16 protein-coding genes are annotated in these 17,626 nt (G+C 67.4%); 3 read left to right on the forward strand and 13 right to left on the reverse strand.

Features of this window, described 5'->3' with window-relative positions; genetic code table 11:
- Window positions 1-51: 51 nt before the first annotated feature.
- Entirely contained in the window at window positions 52-891 is an 840-nt protein-coding gene (gene mazG, locus HNQ73_RS02825; RefSeq protein WP_183331994.1) for a nucleoside triphosphate pyrophosphohydrolase, read from the forward strand.
- A gap of 3 nt (window positions 892-894) precedes the next feature.
- Here the strand turns inward: mazG and hflX are convergent, their stop codons facing one another.
- The 8 genes from hflX to dusB all read right to left on the reverse strand — a co-directional run bounded on the left by hflX (window position 895) and on the right by dusB (window position 10,931).
- Window positions 895-2,295 carry a GTPase HflX gene (gene hflX / locus HNQ73_RS02830; protein ID WP_183331996.1) on the reverse strand — a complete coding sequence of 467 codons (1,401 nt, stop codon included), beginning with the start codon at window positions 2,293-2,295 and terminating at the stop codon, window positions 895-897.
- A gap of 1 nt (window position 2,296) precedes the next feature.
- A complete protein-coding gene (hfq, locus tag HNQ73_RS02835; RefSeq protein ID WP_055458280.1) occupies window positions 2,297-2,551 on the reverse strand; it encodes an RNA chaperone Hfq in 255 nt (84 codons plus the stop codon).
- Between the two features lie 176 nt (window positions 2,552-2,727).
- On the reverse strand, window positions 2,728-3,585 hold the full coding sequence (locus tag HNQ73_RS02840) for a D-amino-acid transaminase (RefSeq protein WP_183331998.1): 858 nt from the start codon (window positions 3,583-3,585) through the stop codon (window positions 2,728-2,730).
- A complete protein-coding gene (gene ntrX / locus HNQ73_RS02845) occupies window positions 3,582-4,952 on the reverse strand; it encodes a nitrogen assimilation response regulator NtrX (RefSeq protein WP_183332000.1) in 1,371 nt (456 codons plus the stop codon). Before ntrX ends, HNQ73_RS02840 begins: the two co-directional genes overlap by 4 nt.
- Window positions 4,949-7,228, reverse strand: a complete 2,280-nt coding sequence (locus tag HNQ73_RS02850; RefSeq protein WP_244649778.1) for a sensor histidine kinase — start codon at window positions 7,226-7,228, stop codon at window positions 4,949-4,951. Before HNQ73_RS02850 ends, ntrX begins: the two co-directional genes overlap by 4 nt.
- A gap of 104 nt (window positions 7,229-7,332) precedes the next feature.
- Window positions 7,333-8,778 (reverse strand): nitrogen regulation protein NR(I), encoded by a 1,446-nt coding sequence (gene ntrC / locus HNQ73_RS02855; RefSeq protein WP_183332002.1) that lies wholly within the window; start codon window positions 8,776-8,778, stop codon window positions 7,333-7,335.
- A gap of 12 nt (window positions 8,779-8,790) precedes the next feature.
- On the reverse strand, window positions 8,791-9,903 hold the full coding sequence (locus HNQ73_RS02860; RefSeq protein ID WP_373284839.1) for a two-component system sensor histidine kinase NtrB: 1,113 nt from the start codon (window positions 9,901-9,903) through the stop codon (window positions 8,791-8,793).
- Between the two features lie 23 nt (window positions 9,904-9,926).
- Window positions 9,927-10,931, reverse strand: coding sequence for a tRNA dihydrouridine synthase DusB (dusB, locus tag HNQ73_RS02865; protein ID WP_183332006.1), 1,005 nt, complete (start codon window positions 10,929-10,931; stop codon window positions 9,927-9,929).
- A 177-nt stretch (window positions 10,932-11,108) separates the two neighbouring features.
- Between dusB and HNQ73_RS02870 the strand changes: the two genes are divergently transcribed.
- Together HNQ73_RS02870 and HNQ73_RS02875 are read left to right on the forward strand one after the other, a co-directional pair.
- Window positions 11,109-12,320 carry a bifunctional 2-C-methyl-D-erythritol 4-phosphate cytidylyltransferase/2-C-methyl-D-erythritol 2,4-cyclodiphosphate synthase gene (locus HNQ73_RS02870; RefSeq protein WP_183332008.1) on the forward strand — a complete coding sequence of 404 codons (1,212 nt, stop codon included), beginning with the start codon at window positions 11,109-11,111 and terminating at the stop codon, window positions 12,318-12,320.
- On the forward strand, window positions 12,317-12,814 hold the full coding sequence (locus HNQ73_RS02875; RefSeq protein WP_183332010.1) for a CinA family protein: 498 nt from the start codon (window positions 12,317-12,319) through the stop codon (window positions 12,812-12,814). The genes HNQ73_RS02870 and HNQ73_RS02875 overlap by 4 nt, the downstream gene beginning before the upstream one ends.
- Window positions 12,815-12,818: 4 nt before the next feature.
- On the opposite strand, the gene HNQ73_RS02880 is transcribed toward HNQ73_RS02875, so the two are convergent.
- The 5 genes from HNQ73_RS02880 to HNQ73_RS02900 form a co-directional block, all read right to left on the reverse strand.
- Complete coding sequence (locus HNQ73_RS02880; RefSeq protein WP_183332012.1) at window positions 12,819-13,295, reverse strand: type II toxin-antitoxin system RatA family toxin; 477 nt, start codon at window positions 13,293-13,295, stop codon at window positions 12,819-12,821.
- A gap of 9 nt (window positions 13,296-13,304) precedes the next feature.
- Window positions 13,305-14,264 (reverse strand): lipoyl synthase, encoded by a 960-nt coding sequence (gene lipA / locus HNQ73_RS02885; protein ID WP_183332014.1) that lies wholly within the window; start codon window positions 14,262-14,264, stop codon window positions 13,305-13,307.
- Between the two features lie 140 nt (window positions 14,265-14,404).
- Window positions 14,405-14,659: a GlsB/YeaQ/YmgE family stress response membrane protein gene (locus tag HNQ73_RS02890; protein ID WP_183332016.1), complete on the reverse strand. Its 255-nt coding sequence runs from the start codon at window positions 14,657-14,659 to the stop codon at window positions 14,405-14,407.
- Window positions 14,660-14,772: 113 nt separating this feature from the next.
- Window positions 14,773-16,212, reverse strand: coding sequence for a dihydrolipoyl dehydrogenase (lpdA, locus tag HNQ73_RS02895; RefSeq protein ID WP_183332018.1), 1,440 nt, complete (start codon window positions 16,210-16,212; stop codon window positions 14,773-14,775).
- A gap of 56 nt (window positions 16,213-16,268) precedes the next feature.
- A complete protein-coding gene (locus tag HNQ73_RS02900; RefSeq protein WP_183332020.1) occupies window positions 16,269-17,624 on the reverse strand; it encodes a pyruvate dehydrogenase complex dihydrolipoamide acetyltransferase in 1,356 nt (451 codons plus the stop codon).
- Window positions 17,625-17,626 lie beyond the last annotated feature (2 nt).

Consider the following 17,626-nt stretch of genomic DNA (forward strand, 5'->3'; position numbering starts at 1 on the left):
ATTTCTGCTATGCAGGGGCCATCCTCCGCAATGACTCGCCCGGAAGCCGACATGAAACCATCCCGCGACATCGAGGCGCTTCTCGCCATCATGGCGGCGCTGCGTACACCCGGCACCGGCTGCCCCTGGGATCTCGAACAGTCGTTCGAGACCATCGCCCCCTACACGATCGAGGAAGCCTACGAGGTCGCCGATGCCATCGAACGTCGGGATTTCCTCGACCTGCGCGACGAGCTGGGCGACCTCCTGCTGCAGGTGGTCTTCCACGCACGCATGGCGGAGGAAGAGGGCCTGTTCACCTTCGGCGACGTGGTGCAGGCCATCACGGCCAAGCTCATCCGCCGCCATCCGCATGTCTTCGGAAACGCGCGCAACCTTTCGCCGGAGGCGGTGAAGGCGCTGTGGCACGACATCAAGCAGCAGGAGAAGGACGAGCGCCGCCGTGAGCGCGTCGCCGCGGGCAAGACGGACGACAGCGCCCACGACCATGGCCTGCTCGCAGATGTGCCGAAGGTTCTGCCCGCGCTGACGCGCGCCGAGAAGCTGCAGCGCAAGGCGGCGACGGTCGGCTTCGACTGGACGGACCGGCGCGCTGTCCTCGACAAGATCCGCGAGGAGCTGCGCGAGGTGGAGGATACGCTCGATACGGCCGACCGCAATGCCCAGAAGGATGAGATCGGCGACCTGCTCTTTGCCGTCGCCAATCTTGCGCGTCACCTCGACATCGATCCCGAGGCGGCGCTGCGCGGCACCAATGCTAAGTTCGAGCGCCGCTTCCGCTTCATCGAGCGAACGGTTGAAGACAGGGGCGCCTCGTTGTCCGAACTCACCCTGGCGGACATGGAGGACATCTGGCAGGAGGCCAAGCGGCGGGAGCGCGCGGGCGCCTGAAATTCAGGCCGCGGCGGCGCGCCTTGCGCCGGGGCAGCGCCTTGTCAGGCGCGATTCCTTCTCCGGCGAGAGACGGACGGTCAGCGCGATGTGGCCGTCCTCGCCCTCCTCGCGCTTCAGGATCTCCGCCTCTTCATAGAGCCAGTTGAGCGTCGCCCCCTCGGTCGGCGCAAGTTCGACCCGATAGATTGGCCGGCCGGCGGCGATGCGTGCCTCGATTTCGGCCAGCAGTGTGTCGATGCCGTACCCGGTCTGGGCCGACACGAGCACCGGCTGGCGGCTGCCGCTCTTGCGCGCGGCGAGCGCGGCGAGGCGCTCGCGCGTTGCCTCGTCGAGCAGGTCCGCCTTGTTCCAGACCTCGATGAGGTTGCGCTGGCGTGCCTCGTCGATGCCGAGCTCGCGCAGAATGTTCTCCACATCGGCGGCCTGGGCGTCCGTGTCCTCGTGTGACACGTCGCGCACGTGCAGGAGCACGTCGGCCTCGACGACATCCTCCAGCGTCGCGCGGAAGGCGGCGACGAGCATTGTCGGCAGGTCGGAGATGAAGCCCACGGTGTCGGACAGGATGGCCTTCTCGCCGTGCGGCAGCGTGATGGCGCGCGCCGTCGGGTCCAGGGTGGCGAACAGCATGTCCTCGGCCATCACGGAGGCTGTGGTGAGCCGGTTGAACAGCGTCGACTTGCCGGCGTTGGTGTAGCCCACCAGCGCGACGACCGGATAGGGCACGCGCCGGCGGCCGGCACGATGCAGCGAGCGCGTGCGCTTGACCTGCTCGAGCTCGCGCTCGATGCGCGTCATGCGGTCCTGGATGATGCGCCGGTCGGCCTCGATCTGCGTCTCGCCGGGGCCGCCGAGGAAGCCGAAGCCGCCGCGCTGGCGCTCCAGGTGCGTCCACGAGCGCACGAGGCGGCTCTTCTGGTAGGCGAGATGCGCCAGCTCCACCTGGAGGGCGCCCTCGCGCGTGCGGGCGCGGCGGCCGAAGATCTCGAGAATGAGGCCGGTGCGGTCGATGACCTTGCACCCCCAGGCCCGCTCCAGGTTGCGCTGCTGCACAGGCGACAACGCACAGTCCATGACGACGAGGCCGATGTTCGAGGCCTTTATCGTCCCGGCCAGCTCCTCGACCTTGCCCTTGCCGAGGTATGTCGCGGGGCGCACGTCGTCGACGGTCACGATGAAGGCCCCGACGACATCGAGGTCGATGGCGCGTGCAAGGCCCGCTGCCTCGTCGAGACGCGCCTCGGGATCACGCAGGTTTGTGCTGCCTGTCTCTCGCGAGCGCGCCTTGCGCGCAGGATAGGGACCGACGACGAAGGTGGCGGTCCCCGACGCGACGGTCTTCTCGGGTTCGGCAAGGTGCGCCGCGAGCGCACCCTTTCGCTTTCTGGGTCTGGGTTCGGTCAAGTCAGGCCTTTTCGCCGCCCTCTTCGCCCTGCTCGAACAGCTGAATCGGATGACCCGGCATGATTGTCGAGATCGCATGCTTGTAGACAAGCTGCGAGTGGCCATCCCGGCGCAGAAGGACGCAGAAGTTGTCGAACCATGTGACAACGCCCTGCAGCTTCACGCCATTGACGAGGAAGATCGTCAGCGGAACCTTGTTCTTGCGGACGTTGTTGAGAAAGGTGTCTTGCAGGTTCTGCGTGCGTTCGCCCGCCATTGTTGAGCCTCGTCAGCCGTGCCGCCGCCGGTCCGCGGCGCGCTTTTGTTGTTCTTGCCCGCTGGAGAGAATCGCCCCCAGGCCCAAGGCATACCAAGACCGGTTGGTATCATTACAAAGGCATAGGACTTTGCGCGCAAGTGGTCTTGAGCGCATTAAGTCCGTTTATTGCCGTTTCAGGCCAATTCCGCCGTGGAATGCAGCGCACGCCTCAGGCCGAGCGCCACCGGCCCGGGCTTGCCGTCGCCCACCTCCACGCCGTCGATGCGCACGATGGGCATGACGATGGCGGTCGCGGCCGTCATGAACGCCTCACGCGCCTTCTGTGCCTCCTCCACCGTGAAGGCCCGCTCTTCCAGCGTCAGGCCGTGATCCGCCAGCATGTCGATGATCGTGGTGCGCGTGACGCCGCGCAGGATGGCGTTGTCGTCCGCCGGGCGCGTGATGACCTTGTCGCCGGTGACGATCCAGGCATTCGACGAGGCCCCCTCCGTCACGTAGCCGTCCCTGTCGACGAACCAGGCTTCCCGCGCGCCCGCCTCGACCGCAGCCTGGCGGGCGAGTACGTTCGCCAGCAGGCCGACCGTCTTGATGTCCACACGGGACCAGCGGTTGTCCGGACAGGTCACGACGGCAACACCCTTTTCGGCGGCGGCATCGTTGGCCTGCGGATCAGACGAGCGGGCCGTCACCACGAGGCTCGGCCGCACCGGCACCTTGGGGAAAGCGTGGTCGCGCTTCGCGACGCCGCGCGTGACCTGGAAGTAGACGAGCCCGTCGCGCACGCGGTTGCGCTGCACCACCTCGCGCAGCACCACACGCAGCGCCTCGCGCGACAACGGCCAGTCGATGCGCAGCTCCCGCAGCGAACGGTCGAGACGGTCGAGATGCCGCTTCTCGTCCACCAGCTTGCCGGCGTGGACCTCGCACACTTCGTAGACGCCATCCGCGAACTGGTATCCGCGATCCTCGACATGCACGGTGGCGTCACGATGCGGCACGTAGCGGCCATTCACATAGGCAATTCTGCTCACGATCCGATTCCCAGCGACTTGAGTTTGCGATGCAGGGCCGAGCGCTCCATGCCGATGAATTCGGCCGTGCGCGAGATGTTGCCCGAGAAGCGGTTGATCTGCGCGATGAGATATTCGCGCTCGAAGATCTCGCGTGCGTCACGCAGTGGCAGGCTCATCAGCTTCTCGCCGCCGACGCCGCTCGGCGTGGTGGGCACGAGCGATCCGATCTCGGCCGGCAGCATGTCGGCCGTGATGGAGACGTCTGGGTCTCCCCCGGCGAGGATCATCAGCCGCTCGACGTTGTTGCGCAGCTGCCGCACGTTGCCGGGCCAGTCGTGCGTCTGCAGCACCGCCATCGCATCATCGGCGATGACGCGCTTGGGCAGGCCCGTGGCAGACGAGATCTGCTCCATGAAGAACTCGACCAGCTCCGGCACATCCTCCCGTCGCTCGGCGAGCGAGGGTACGCGGATCGGCACGACGCTGAGGCGGTGGAATAGGTCTTCACGGAAACGGCCGGCGGCAATCGCCTCGGTGAGATCGTGGCTCGTGGAGGAGATAATGCGCACGTCGACGTGGACACGCGTCGACCCGCCGACACGCTGGAAGTTCTGATCGACGAGCACGCGCAGGATGCGGTTCTGCGTCTCGCGCGGCATGTCGGCGATCTCGTCGATATAGAGCGTGCCGCCGTGCGCCTCCTCCAGGGCACCCGTGCGCCGGGGCCGCCCCTCGCTGGCTTCTACGCCGAAGAGTTCGCTCTCCATGTTCTCCGGCGTGATCGTTGCCGCATTGATGACGACGAAGGGGCCGTTGGCGCGGTTGGAGAGGCTGTGCAGCGTGCGCGCCGCCAGCTCCTTGCCTGTGCCCGGCGCGCCCGTGATGAGCACACGCGCATTGGTCGGAGCCGTGCGCTCGATCACCTGCCGCAGCTGGTTGATGGCGGCCGAGCGGCCCACGATGCGGCTGGCCTGGACCGAACGCGTGCGCAGCTCCTTGATTTCGCGCTTGAGGCGCGACGCCTCCAGCGCGCGCTCGGCGACGAGCACCAGCCTGTCGGCCTTGAAGGGCTTCTCGATAAAATCGTAGGCACCGCGCTTGATGGCGGAGACGGCCGTCTCGATGTTGCCGTGGCCGGAAATCATGATCACCGGCAGTTCCGGATGGTTCTCCTTGATGTTGTCGAGAACCTGCAGACCATCGAGCCGGCTGCCCTGCAGCCAGATGTCGAGGAAGACGAGGTGCGGCCGGCGCTGCTCGATGCTGGCCAGCGCCTCGTCCGAACTGCCGGCCGTGCGCGTGCGGTGGCCCTCGTCCTCCAGAATTCCGGCGACGAGCTCGCGGATATCCGCCTCGTCGTCGACGACCAGGATGTCTGCGCTCATCCGTCCTGCCTCGTATGCAATGCTGCGGCCTTCTGGCCCCCACCCTCTTCGGCAGCGGCTTCGTCCGCATCTGTCATGGGAAACCACAGCCTGACGCGTGCGCCAGAGCGGCCGCGCTCGTCCGGTTCGGCGTCGAGAAGCTCGATGCCGCCGCCGTGGTCTTCGAGAATCTTGCCGACGATGGCGAGGCCGAGCCCGGTGCCTCCCTCCCGCGTCGTCATGTAAGGCTCGAGCAGCCGCTGCCGCCCCTCGCGCGGGAAGCCCTTGCCGTTGTCGGAGACATCGATGACGATCCGCGCGCCGTCCTCGAGCGTCACGCTCACGGCAATGCGTCCGGGCCCGCGCTCCTCCTCCGGCACAGCGAGGACCGCCTCTGTGGCGTTCTTGACGATGTTCGTCACCGCCTGGGAGATGAGGCGCCGGTCGAAGCGCGTCGTGATCGACGCCGGCTCGTAGTGCTCCGTGAAGGTAATCTCCGGGTTGCCGACACGCATCAGGAAGATGACCTGGCGCACCGTCTCCACCACATCGTCCCTGGCCAGTGTCGGCTTGGGCATGCGCGCGAAGGACGAGAACTCGTCGACCATGCGCTTGATGTCATCGACCTGCCGCACGATGGTCTCGATGCACTGGTCGAAGACCGCCCGGTCGCTGACGATGACCTTGCCGTACTTGCGCCGGATGCGCTCGGCCGAGAGCTGGATCGGCGTCAGCGGATTCTTGATCTCGTGCGCGATGCGGCGGGCCACGTCTGCCCAGGCGGAGGTACGCTGGGCCGCGACGAGATCGGTGATGTCGTCGAGCGTGACGACGAAGCCCTTGTCCTGGCCAACCGCCTGCTCGCTGGTGACGCGTACCGTGAGTGTGCGGTCCCGCCCCTCGCGATTGATGGAAATCTGCCCCTGCACGAACTGCCGGTGACGGCTATTGAGGGCTTCCTCCACCAGCTCCGCCAGCTCCGGCACCACCTCGGCGACCGGCCGGCCGACAAGACTCGTGGCCGACTGATGCAGCAGCTGCTCGGTCGAGGGGTTGACGATGGTGATACGGCCGCGCGCATCTGTGCCCACCACGCCCGCGGACACGCCGGCAAGCACCGCCTCCGTGAAGCGCCGGCGCTTGTCGAGCACTTCACTCGCCTCGGTCAGCCGGTCGTGCTGCTGGCGCAGCTCGCTCGTCATCTTGTTGAAGGTGGCGCCCAGATGGGCGAGGTCCCCCTCGGAGCGGCGGATGGGCACCTGGACGTAGAAGTTGCCGCTCGCCACCTGGTCGGTGGCGTGGATGAGGCGGCGGATGGGGGCGACGAGGCGGTTGGCAAAGCTCAGGCCGAGCCACACGGCCGACAGGAGGACGATGAGCGCCACCAGCGCGAACATGGAGGCGAAGGCGATCTGGATGCCGGCCTTCTTCGCCTCGAGTGCCTGGTAGTAGGCGACACCGGCCTCCGCCTCGCCAAGGAAGGAGATGGCGCGCGGATCGACGGCGCGTGCCACGAAGAGCACCGCATCGTCATAGGCCGGGAGCTTGATGACGGCGCGGAAAACATTGCTGTTGCTCGTGACGAGGCAGTCAGCGTCAGTCGGGCTCGCCCCAGCCAGCACCTCCTGGCTCGGCAGGGACAGGTTGTCGAGCTGCTTGGCCTCGACGCGCTCGACGACCTCCCCGTCCTGTTTCAGCAGCATGGCCACCGGGAAGCCGAGATAGAGCGCCCGCGACGTCATGAAATCCCGGTAGAGACGCCGATCGACGTCGAACATCGGCTTGGCACGGTTAAGGTCGTCCGCCATCAGGTAGGTCTCGCGCACCAGCGAGCGGCACTGGCTGTCGCGATAGGCCTTCGCGATGTCGAGCGTGTTCGTCATCAGCGCCTTGATGGAGCCGGTGAACCAGGGGTCGAGCCCACGCTCCAGCGTCACCGTTGCGACGACCGCCACGAGTACGGCGGGAAAGGCCGCGACGAGGCTGAACAGAGAGACGATGCGCACGTGCAGGCCGGCCGCGGCGGCGCCCTGGCGCCTGGCGCGGAACAGGCTCCACGTGTCCCACAGGACAATGACGACCAGCGCGACGACGAGGACGACGTTGATGAAGAGCGCCCAGACGACGACTTCGTGCGTGGGCAGTATGGGCGTGAGCCCGGCGAGCACGAGAAATGTGATGAGCGCGCTCGCCAGCGCCAGGATCACTGCAATGGTGCCGACCAGCCCGGACACGCGCGCCGAGCCCTTCTCGTCGCGCACCGTGCTGCGGGTGCCCTGGTTCGATGATGACGTCACGCGGCCTCGAATCTTCGAGCCGGATGGCTCGGCAAGCGACTCGACTGCCGACAGTGATGCATCAAAACAACAGTGTTGTCAAAATATGACAGAGCGCGGGACACTCAGCGGGTCGTCCGGATCACCTGCATGTCGAGATCGCGAATTTTCTTCCGCAATGTGTTGCGATTGAGACCGAGCAGCTCCGCTGCCTTGATCTGGTTGCCGCGCGTGGCGGCGAGCGCGGCGCCGATAAGAGGCGGCTCGATCTGCCGCAGGACGCGATGATAGAGGCCGGGCGGCGGCAGGCGGTCGGGAAACTCGGCGAAGTAGTTCGCAAGGTGTTGCTCGACGGCCTCGGCGAGGGTCGCAGGCGCAGCCTTTGCCGGCGCCTCCTCGCTCCCGAGCACGCCGACCGGTTCGAGCTCCGCCTCGATGATCGGGGCAGTGATCGTGTCCTGCGGGTAGAGCGCCGCCAGACGGCGCACAAGGTTCTCCAGCTCGCGCACGTTGCCGGGCCAGCGGTAGCGCTTGAGCTTGTCAAGCGCCTCCGCGTCGATGTGCTTCCGCGGCAGCCCCTCCTTCTCGATCATGCTGAAGAAGTGGCGCACGAGATCCGGGATGTCTTCCGTGCGCTCGCGCAGCGGCGGCAGGCGCAGCGGCACGACGTTGAGGCGGAAGTAAAGGTCCTCGCGGAACAGACCCTGGTTGATGGAGACCCTCAGGTCCTTGTTGGTGGCGGCGATGATGCGCACGTTGGTCTTGATCGGCACCCGCCCCCCGACCGTCGTGTATTCGCCCTGCTGCAGCACCCGCAGAAGGCGCGTCTGGGCCTCCATCGGCATATCGCCGATCTCGTCGAGGAAGAGGGTTCCGCCCTCCGCCTGCTCGAAGCGTCCCGCGTTGCGGCCGGTTGCGCCAGTGAAGGCACCCTTCTCGTGGCCGAAAAGCTCCGACTCGATGAGGTCGCGCGGGATGGCTGCCATATTGACCGCGACAAAGGGACCATTGCGGCGCTTGCCGTAGTCGTGCAGGGCGCGCGCCACCAGCTCCTTGCCGGTGCCCGACTCGCCGGTGATCATCACGGTCAGGTCGGTCGGCATGAGGCGCGCCAGCGCGCGGTAGATCTCCTGCATGGCCGGGGATCGGCCGACGAGCGGGATGTCCTCGCCCTCCATGCCCTGTGCCGAGACGGCCGTGCCGCGCGGCCGCGACAGGGCGCGGCCGACGATGGCGACGAGTTCCTTGAGGTCGAAGGGCTTGGGCAGGTACTCGTAGGCCCCGCGCTCGGAGGCGCGGATCGCGGTCATGAACGTGTTCTGCGCGCTCATGACGATGATGGGCAGTTCCGGCCGGATCTTCTTGATGCGCGGCAGGAGGTCGAACGCGTTCTCGTCCGGCATCACCACGTCGGTGATGACAATGTCGCCCTCGCCCTGCGACACCCAGCGCCACAGCGTCGACGCCTGGCCCGTGGAGCGCACGTCATAGCCGGCGCGCGACAGCGCCTGATTGAGGACCGTACGGATTGCTGCATCGTCGTCTGCTACAAGAACGCTGCCGCGCTGCATCTCGTTATCCCATCATGTCCTTGTTGCCCGCCCGTCGTGGGCGAGAAGCATCGGCATCAGCAGCCGGAAGGTCGTGCGCCGCGGCGCGGATTCGCACTCGACGATGCCGCCGTGATCGCCGATGATCTTGGCAACCAAAGCAAGACCGAGGCCAGTTCCCTGCGCCTTCGTGGTCACGAACGGGTCGAAAAGGTTCGGCAACAGGTCAGGCGGCACGCCCGGGCCATTGTCCCGCACGCGGATCTCGAGCGGCAGGCTGAGCCGCTCTTCCGAGCCGCGAATCTGCATGCGCACGCCGGGCCGGAAGGCCGTGGCCAGAGTGATCTCCCCGTCGACTGCGTCGGGTCCGATGGCCTCGGCCGCGTTCTTCACGAGGTTGAGCAGCACCTGGATGAGCTGGTCGCGGTTGCCGAACACGGGCGGCAGCGACGGGTCGTATTCCTCGACGAAGCGGATGTGACGGGCAAAGCCCGAGGTGGCCAGCCGCTTCACGTGGTCGAGCACGTCATGGATGTTGACCGGGCCGCGCTCTATGGGCCGCTCGTCGCCGAACAGCTCCATGCGCTCGACGAGCTTCACGATACGGTCGCTCTCGTCGCAGATGAGGCGCGTGAGCAGGCGGTCGTTCTCGCTGGCAGTCGCCTCGAGCAACTGCGCCGCCCCGCGGATGCCGGACAGCGGGTTCTTGATCTCGTGCGCCAGCATGGCGCCGAGTGCGGTGATGGAGCGGGCAGCACCACGATGCGTCAGCTGCCTGTCCATTTTTTCGGCAATTGTCCGTTCTTGCAGCATCAGGACCACGCGGTCGCTGGATTCAGACAGCGGCGTGGCAAAAACGTCGACGATGCGCGAGCCGCCGAGGCGCGGCGAGCCGATGTCAACCCGATACTCGCTGACGCTGGCGCCGCGCTGGCGCACCTCCTCCACCAGTGCGATCACGGGCGAGCCAAAGGGCAGGAGATCGACCAGGCGCTGCCGCCGCAGGAGGGTGAGCCCCGTCTCGAAGAAGCTTTCGGCAGCAATGTTGGCCTGGATGATGAGCCCTTCCGCATCGACCGTGAGGATGGGCAACGGCAGGACGTTGACGATGGCATCGCCGTCCGGTTCCGGGCCTCTGGTCATCATGGTCGACAACTCTTCGCGTCCGTTCATGCGGCGTCCTCGAGCGGCACGTCGGCGAACATCGCGCGCAATGCGGCGATGACCTGCTGCGGGGTCTCGGACGTGACGATCCGCGCCCGCTCGACGCGGGCGCGCGCACTGCCGAGCTCGATGGCGTGGTCGGCGTAGGCGGCAAGATGCTTGCGTGCGTGCCGCAGCCCCATGTCGCGGCCATAGAGTGAGAGAAGCGTCTCATAGTGCTCCACGGCCGCGGCGCCCTTGGCCTCGGCGTCGAGCACGCAGCCGGACCTGGCCGCATCGCCCGCCAGGTCGCGGGCGATCTCGCCGACGAGCCAGGGGCGGCCCACCGCGGCGCGCCCCACCATCACGGCGTCGGCGCCCGACAGCCGCAGCGCCTCGCGCGCGCTCGCCGTGTCGCAGATGTTGCCGTTGACGACGAGCGGCAGCGAGGTGGCGGCACGCACGGCGGCCACCGCGGCCCAGTCCGCGCTGCCCTTGTAGAACTGCTGGCGTGTGCGTCCATGAACCGTGACGAGCTGCACACCGGCCGTCTCGGCGCGGCAGGCGAGTTCGGGCGCATTGCGGTTCGCATCATCCCAGCCGAGGCGCATCTTCAGCGTCACCGGCACACGCACAGCCCCGACGACGGCCTCGATGAGCCGCAGGGCGTGGTCCAAGTCGCGCATCAGCGCCGAGCCGGCCCAGCCGCCCGTCACCTTCTTCGCCGGACAGCCCATGTTGATGTCGATGATGTCGGCCCCCGCTTCCTGCGCGACGCGCGCAGCCTCGGCCATCCAGTAGGGATCGCAGCCGGCCAGCTGCACGACATGCGGCGAGACCCCCTCGCCCTCCGCCCGCATGCGCGCCTCCTCGTCGCCCCGCGCCAGCTCCTGCGAGGCGACCATCTCGGACACGACCAGCGAGGCGCCGAAGCGGCGCGCCAGCCGGCGCAGTCCGACATCGGTGACGCCCGACATGGGGGCGAGGAAGGCGCGTCCGTCGATTGCGACCGGACCGATCGTGAGCGTCATTTGCCTATTTAATGGTCATGCATAGCTTTGCATCAAAATTGCGCAAAATTCTGCGTTGCACAATAGGAGAGTTAGCCGCAGCCCGGTGCATTTGCGCTCGTCCTCCCGCCGCCTTATCAGAACTGCCGTGATGCGTCGTGCCCAAAACGCGGGGCCGGCGATGACGAAGAGGTCTAGATGCCGCTCGTTGCAGCCATCATTGTCGCCGCCGGTCGCGGCACGCGCGCCCGTCCGCACGCATTGCCCAAGCAGTACCGGCCACTGGCGGGGCGGCCGCTCGTTGCGCACAGCCTCGAGGCGACGCTGCGCCATCCCGCCATCGCCAGAGTACTGTGCGTCATCCATCCCGACGACATGTCCCTCTACGAGGAATCCGTCCGCGGGCTGGACCACGACGGCAAGCTGCTGGCGCCGGGATTCGGCGGCGCGACGCGGCAGGCGTCCGTCCATGCGGGGCTGGAGGCGCTCGCTGCGCGCATGGAGCGGGCGCCGGACATCGTGCTGGTGCACGACGCCGCCCGCCCCTTTCTGTCGCCGCAGCTCATCGACCGGGCGATCGCCGCTGCCGAGCTGCACGGAGCGGCCGTTCCGGGCCTCACAGTCACCGACACCGTCAAGATCGTCGGGGCCGATGGTCTCGTGGCCGAGACCCCGGACAGGGCGAGGCTGCGCACGGTGCAGACGCCGCAGGCCTTCACCTTTCAAGCGCTTCTCTCCGCCCACCGCGCGGCGGCCGCGCAGGGCGTCGACGGCTTCACCGACGACGGGGCCATCGCCGAATGGGCAGGCGGCTCCGTCCACATCTTTCCCGGAGACGCGCACAACGTGAAACTGACCACCGGCGAGGATTTCGTCGAGGCCGAGCGGCGCCTCGCAGCGCGGCACGAGATGATCGTGCGCTTCGGCATCGGCTACGACGTCCACACATTCGGCGAGGGCGATCATGTGATGATCGGGGGCGTTGCCATCGCACACGAGCGGGGCATCGTCGCCCATTCGGACGGCGACGTGGTGCTGCATGCGCTCACGGATGCGCTGCTCGGCGCCATCGCCGACGGTGACATCGGCTCCCATTTCCCGCCCTCCGATCCGCGGTGGAAGGGCGCCTCGTCCGACATCTTTCTGCGTGACGCCGGTGAACGCGTGCGCCGGCGCGGCGGCATCATCGACAATGTCGACGTCATCGTCGTCTGCGAGCGGCCCCGCATCGGGCCACACCGCGAGGCCATCCGCCAGCGGATCGCGCAGATCCTCGGCATCGGCACCGGGCAGGTCTCCGTGAAGGCGACGACATCGGAAGGGCTCGGCTTCACCGGCCGACGCGAGGGCATCGCCGCGCAGGCGAGCGCCACGGTGCGCCTGCCGGCGTTCATGGAGGGTCAGTCATGATCGACGATGCCATTCTCGCCCAGGCGGAGGCCCTGCTCGCGGCCTGCCGCGCGCGCGCCCTGAAGATCGCGACGGCCGAATCCTGCACCGGCGGCCTCGTCGCCGGGGCGCTTACGGCCATCGCCGGATCGTCCGAAGTCGTCGATCGTGGCTTCGTCACCTATTCCAACGAGGCCAAGAGCGAGGCGATCGGCGTCGATGCCGGCCTCATCGCGTCCCACGGCGCTGTCAGCGAGCCGGTGGCGCGCGCCATGGCGCGCGGCGCCCTCGCCCATTCGCGCGCCGACCTGGCGGTTGCCATCACCGGCATTGCCGGGCCCGGCGGCGGCAGCGCCGCCAAGCCGGTCGGCCTCGTGCATTTCGCCGTCGCGGCGCGCGGCGGCGACGTGTTCCATCGGGAGGAACGCTTCGGCGACGTCGGGCGGGCGGAGGTGCGCCGCCTCTCGGTAGCGACGGCTCTCTCGATGCTGCAGGAAGCCTGCGCAAGGGCCTGAGCGTTCAAACCCGGGCAGCCATGCCCCCGCCCCGGCCGTAGACCGTGCGGGCGCGCTCCTCGAACGCCTCGGCGAACTTGTGAAAAGCGCGCTCGAAGACAGCGCCCATCACGAGGCCGAGGGCCATGCTCTTGAACTCGTAGGAAATGAAGAAGTCCACCTCGCAGCCGACGTCGTCGAGCTGGTGGAAAGCCCAACGGTTCTCGAGGTGGCGGAAGGGGCCGTCCACATACTCGACAAGGATGCGCAGGCGCGGCCTGTCGAGGGTGACGCGGCTCGTGAAGGTCTCGCGGATGGCCTTGTAGCCCACCGTCATGTCGGCAATCAGCGTCTCCACCCCCTCGCCGCTCGCCGCGCGCCGACGCACGCGCAGCGCCTCGCACAGGGGCAGGAAGGCGGGATACTGCTCCACATCCGCCACGAGGTCGAACATCTGTGCCGGAGTATACGGCACGCGACGCTTGTTACGAAACGACGGCATGTTGCCCCGTCAGGCGCCCAGCTTGGCCGCGCGTGCCGCCTTCAGCCGCTCGAAATCCTCCCCTGCATGATGCGAGGAACGCGTCAGCGGGCTGGACGACACCATGAGGAAGCCCTTGGCATAGGCCGTTGTCTCGTAGGCCTTGAACTCCTCGGGCGTGACGAAGCGCACGATGGGGTGGTGCTTCCTGGTCGGCTGCAGGTACTGCCCGATGGTGAGGAAATCGACATCGGCGGCCCTGAGGTCGTCCATGAGCTGCAGCACCTCGTTCCGCTCCTCGCCAAGGCCGACCATGATGCCGGACTTGGTGAAGATGGTCGGGTCGAGCTCCTTCACCCGCTGCAGCAGGCGCACCGAGTGGAAGTAGCGCGCGCCGGGCCGGACCTTGAGGTACTTCGACGGCACCGTCTCGAGGTTGTGGTTGAACACGTCCGGCCGCGCCTTCACCACGATCTCGAGCGCACCGTCCTTGCGCAGGAAATCCGGCGTCAGCACCTCGATGGTCGTCTTCGGCGAGCGGGCGCGGATGGCGGCGATGACATCGGCAAAATGCTGCGCGCCGCCGTCGGGCAGGTCGTCACGATCGACCGAGGTGATGACGACGTGGCTGAGGCCCAGTTTCTCGACGGCCTTGGCCACGCTCTCCGGCTCGCCGGGATCGAGCGGCTGGGGCAGGCCCGTCTTGACGTTGCAGAACGCGCAGGCGCGGGTGCACGTATCCCCCATGATCATGAAGGTGGCGTGCTTCTTCTCCCAGCACTCGCCGATGTTGGGGCAGCCCGCCTCCTCGCAGACGGTGACGAGCTTGTTCTCGCGTACGATGCGGTTGGTCTCGGCCCACTTGGGAGACCCAGGCGCCTTGACGCGGATCCATTCCGGCTTGCGCATCACCGGCTGGTCGGGCCGGTGAGCCTTCTCGGGGTGGCGCGGGCGTGGGTCGCGATTGAGCAGGTCGAGAACGACGGCCATCAGACATCTCCGCGAGGTCGCCCCTCGCGGACGACCTCTCTTGGTTATGTATTTGCAGGCCGTATCGCAAGTAGGCAAGGCTGTCAGGACGCCGCATGGCAGCCATTACCGGCGCCGATGCGTCGTCGCGCCCGCTGGCCCTAGCGCCCCCGGACGAGGCCGAGCAGGAAGAGGAACACGATGGCGCCGATGGACGATACCACCAGGCTGACCCAGAAGCCGCCGCCCACCGGCATCAGGCCAAGAATGCCGAGCACAAACGGCCCGATGAAGGCACCGATGAGCCCGACGATGAGGTTGGTGATGAGCCCGTGGCTGCGGTTCATCACCTTCTCGGCGATCCAGCCCGCCAGGATCCCGACGATGATCGCTCCGAGGATACCAACGCCCTGCATGAGTGCCCCCTTACCGTTGAGAGAAAGGCGCGAAAGCATCGCGCGACTTCCCGACAACGGCAAGGCGGCAGTTCAGGTTCCGCGCGCACGGACAACCGTGCGTTGCGCCAACCCTACACGTGGATGACGCGCCCGTAGGCATCGAGCACGGACTCGTGCATCATCTCCGACAGGGTCGGGTGCGGGAAGACGGCGTGGATGAGCTCTTCCTCCGTCGTCTCGAGGTTCATGGCGATGACGAAGCCCTGGATGAGCTCCGTCACCTCCGCGCCCACCATGTGGGCGCCAAGCAGCCGCCCCGTCTTCCTGTCGAAGATCGTCTTGACGAGGCCCTCCGGCTCGCCGAGCGCGATGGCCTTGCCGTTGCCGACGAAGGGGAAGCGGCCCACGCGGATGTCGTAGCCGGCCTCCTTGGCCTTGGCCTCCGTGAGGCCGACGGACGCGACCTGCGGGTGACAGTAGGTGCAGCCCGGGATCATCGTCTTGTCCATGGGGTGCGTCGGCAGGCCCTTGATGGTCTCGACGCAGATGACGCCCTCGTGCTCCGCCTTGTGGGCGAGCATGGGCGGGCCGGCGACGTCGCCGATGGCGTAGATGCCCGGCACGTTGGTGCGGCCGAGCCCGTCGGTGACGATGCAGCCGCGCTCGGTCTTCACGCCCAGCTTCTCGAGGCCCAGGTTCTCGATGTTGCCCACGACGCCGACGGCGGAGATGACGCGCTCGACGGTGATCGTCTGCCGGGCGCCCTTCTCATCCTCGATATGGGCGGTGACGCTGTCCGCCGCCTTGTCGAGCTTTGTCACCTTCGCGCCGGTGAGGATCTTGATACCCTGTTTCTCGAAACGCTTGCGCGCGAAGGCGGCGATCTCCGCATCCTCCACGGGCAGGATCTGCGGCATCACCTCCACCACCGTCACCTCGGCACCCATGGTGCGGTAGAAGGAGGCGAACTCGATGCCGATGGCCCCGGAGCCGACGACGAGCAGCGACTTCGGCATCTTCTCGGGCACCATGGCCTCGAAATAGGTCCACACCAGCTTCTTGTCCGGCTCGAGGCCCGGAAGCACGCGCGGCCGGGCGCCGGTGGCGACAATGATGTGCTTGGCCTGGTACGTGCCCGGCGGCTGCGCACCCTTGGGCGCCTCGATGGGCGCGCCCTGCGCCGACTTCGTCGGCGCCTTGACGACGATCTCGCCCGGCTTGGTGATCGTGGCTTCGCCCCAGATGACGTCCACCTTGTTCTTCTTGAGCAGGAAGCCGACACCCGTGTTGAGCTGGCTGGAGACGCCGCGCGAGCGCTTCACCACCGCCGCAGTGTCCACCTTCATCGTGCCCTCGAGCACGAGGCCGTAGTCCTTGGCATGGGTGGCGTAGTGGTAGATCTCCGCCGAGCGCAGCAGCGCCTTGGTGGGGATGCAGCCCCAGTTGAGACAAATGCCGCCAAGGTGCTCGCGCTCGACCACCGCCGTCTTGAAGCCGAGTTGGGCGGCGCGGATGGCGGTAACGTAGCCGCCGGGACCGGCGCCGATGATGATAACGTCGTAGCTGGACATGTCAGGTCCTCTCCTTCCCTCCCCGCGAGGGGGAGGGATTGGCGATGCTCCCGGCTTCAGACCAACAGGCCCATCGGGTTCTCGATGAGCTGCTTGAAGGCGGCAATCAGCTCGGCACCGAGGGCGCCGTCAACGGCGCGGTGGTCCGTCGACAGCGTCACCGTCATGACCGTTGCCACTGCGGGCGCATCGTTCTTGACGATGACGCGCTTCTCGCCTGCACCGACTGCGAGGATGGTCGCATGCGGCGGGTTGATGACGGCCGAGAACTCCTTGATGCCGTACATGCCGAGGTTGGATACGGCGGTGGAGCCGCCCTGGTATTCCTCGGGCTTGAGCTTGCGGGCACGGGCACGGGCCGCAAGGTCCTTCATCTCGTTTGAAATGGCGGACAGCGACTTCGTCTCGGCCTTGCGCACGATCGGCGTGATGAGGCCGCCGGGAATGGCGACGGCCACGCCGACATCCGCATGCTTGTGCCGCAGCATGGCGCTCTCGGTCCACGACACGTTGGCGTCCGGCACGCGCATCAGCGCCATGGCCAGCGCCTTGATGACGAAGTCGTTGACCGACAGCTTGTAGGCGGGCTTGCCATCCTCGCCTTTCGGCGCGGCGGCGTTGATCTGCTCGCGCAGCGCCAGCAGCGTGTCGAGCTCGCAGTCCACCGACAGGTAGAAGTGTGGGATGGTCTGCTTCGATTCCGTGAGGCGCCGCGCAATCGTCTTGCGCATGGAATCGTGCGGCACCTCCTCGTAGGAGCCGGGCTCGAACAGCTTCTTGATCTGCTCGTCGCTCATGCCGGTCGCGACAGGCGCGGGCGCCGCCTTGGGCACGGGCTGGGCGCCGGCAGCAGCGGGTTTCGTGCCGCCGGCGAGCGCGGCCTTCACGTCTCGCTCGACGATGCGCCCGTGCGGGCCCGAGCCGGCGATGGCGGCAAGGTCGATCCCGGCCTCCTTCGCGAGGCGCCGCGCGAGCGGCGAGGCGAAGATGCGGTTGCCGCCGCTGACCGGCGCGGGGCCGCCCTTGGCGACCGGTGCCGGCGCCTCCGCCTTGGCAGGCTCACCCTTCGCAGGCTCACCCTTGGGCGCTTCGGCCTTCGGCGCCTCGGCCTTGGAGGCGTCGGCCTTGGCGGGGGCCGCGCTGGGAGCGGTGATCGCCTTCGGATCCTCGCCCTCGGCCGCCAGGATGGCGATGACGTCGTTCACCGGCACGTCGCTGGTGCCCTCGGGCACCACGATCTTCGCCAGCACGCCCTCGTCGACGGCCTCCACCTCCATGGTGGCCTTGTCCGTCTCGATTTCGGCGAGGATGTCGCCGGCCTTGACCGCATCCCCCTCCTTCTTGAGCCATTTGGCGAGATTGCCCTTCTCCATGGTCGGCGACAGGGCGGGCATCAGGATGTTGATCGGCATGG

The sequence above is a fragment of the Chelatococcus composti genome, from assembly GCF_014201415.1.
Classification (GTDB): domain Bacteria; phylum Pseudomonadota; class Alphaproteobacteria; order Rhizobiales; family Beijerinckiaceae; genus Chelatococcus_A; species Chelatococcus_A composti.

Coding starts and splice junctions, on each gene's coding strand:
- hfq (WP_055458280.1), bottom strand. CDS start 2,551: ATGGCGGGCGAACGCACGCAGAACCTGCAAGACACCTTTCTCAACAAC.
- HNQ73_RS02900 (WP_183332020.1), bottom strand. CDS start 17,624: ATGCCGATCAACATCCTGATGCCCGCCCTGTCGCCGACCATGGAGAAG.
- HNQ73_RS02870 (WP_183332008.1), top strand. CDS start 11,109: ATGCCGCTCGTTGCAGCCATCATTGTCGCCGCCGGTCGCGGCACGCGC.
- HNQ73_RS02875 (WP_183332010.1), top strand. CDS start 12,317: ATGATCGACGATGCCATTCTCGCCCAGGCGGAGGCCCTGCTCGCGGCC.
- lpdA (WP_183332018.1), bottom strand. CDS start 16,212: ATGTCCAGCTACGACGTTATCATCATCGGCGCCGGTCCCGGCGGCTAC.
- ntrX (WP_183332000.1), bottom strand. CDS start 4,952: ATGAGCGCAGACATCCTGGTCGTCGACGACGAGGCGGATATCCGCGAG.
- ntrC (WP_183332002.1), bottom strand. CDS start 8,778: ATGCAGCGCGGCAGCGTTCTTGTAGCAGACGACGATGCAGCAATCCGT.
- mazG (WP_183331994.1), top strand. CDS start 52: ATGAAACCATCCCGCGACATCGAGGCGCTTCTCGCCATCATGGCGGCG.
- HNQ73_RS02860 (WP_373284839.1), bottom strand. CDS start 9,903: ATGATGACCAGAGGCCCGGAACCGGACGGCGATGCCATCGTCAACGTC.
- dusB (WP_183332006.1), bottom strand. CDS start 10,931: ATGACGCTCACGATCGGTCCGGTCGCAATCGACGGACGCGCCTTCCTC.
- lipA (WP_183332014.1), bottom strand. CDS start 14,264: ATGGCCGTCGTTCTCGACCTGCTCAATCGCGACCCACGCCCGCGCCAC.
- HNQ73_RS02880 (WP_183332012.1), bottom strand. CDS start 13,295: ATGCCGTCGTTTCGTAACAAGCGTCGCGTGCCGTATACTCCGGCACAG.
- HNQ73_RS02890 (WP_183332016.1), bottom strand. CDS start 14,659: ATGCAGGGCGTTGGTATCCTCGGAGCGATCATCGTCGGGATCCTGGCG.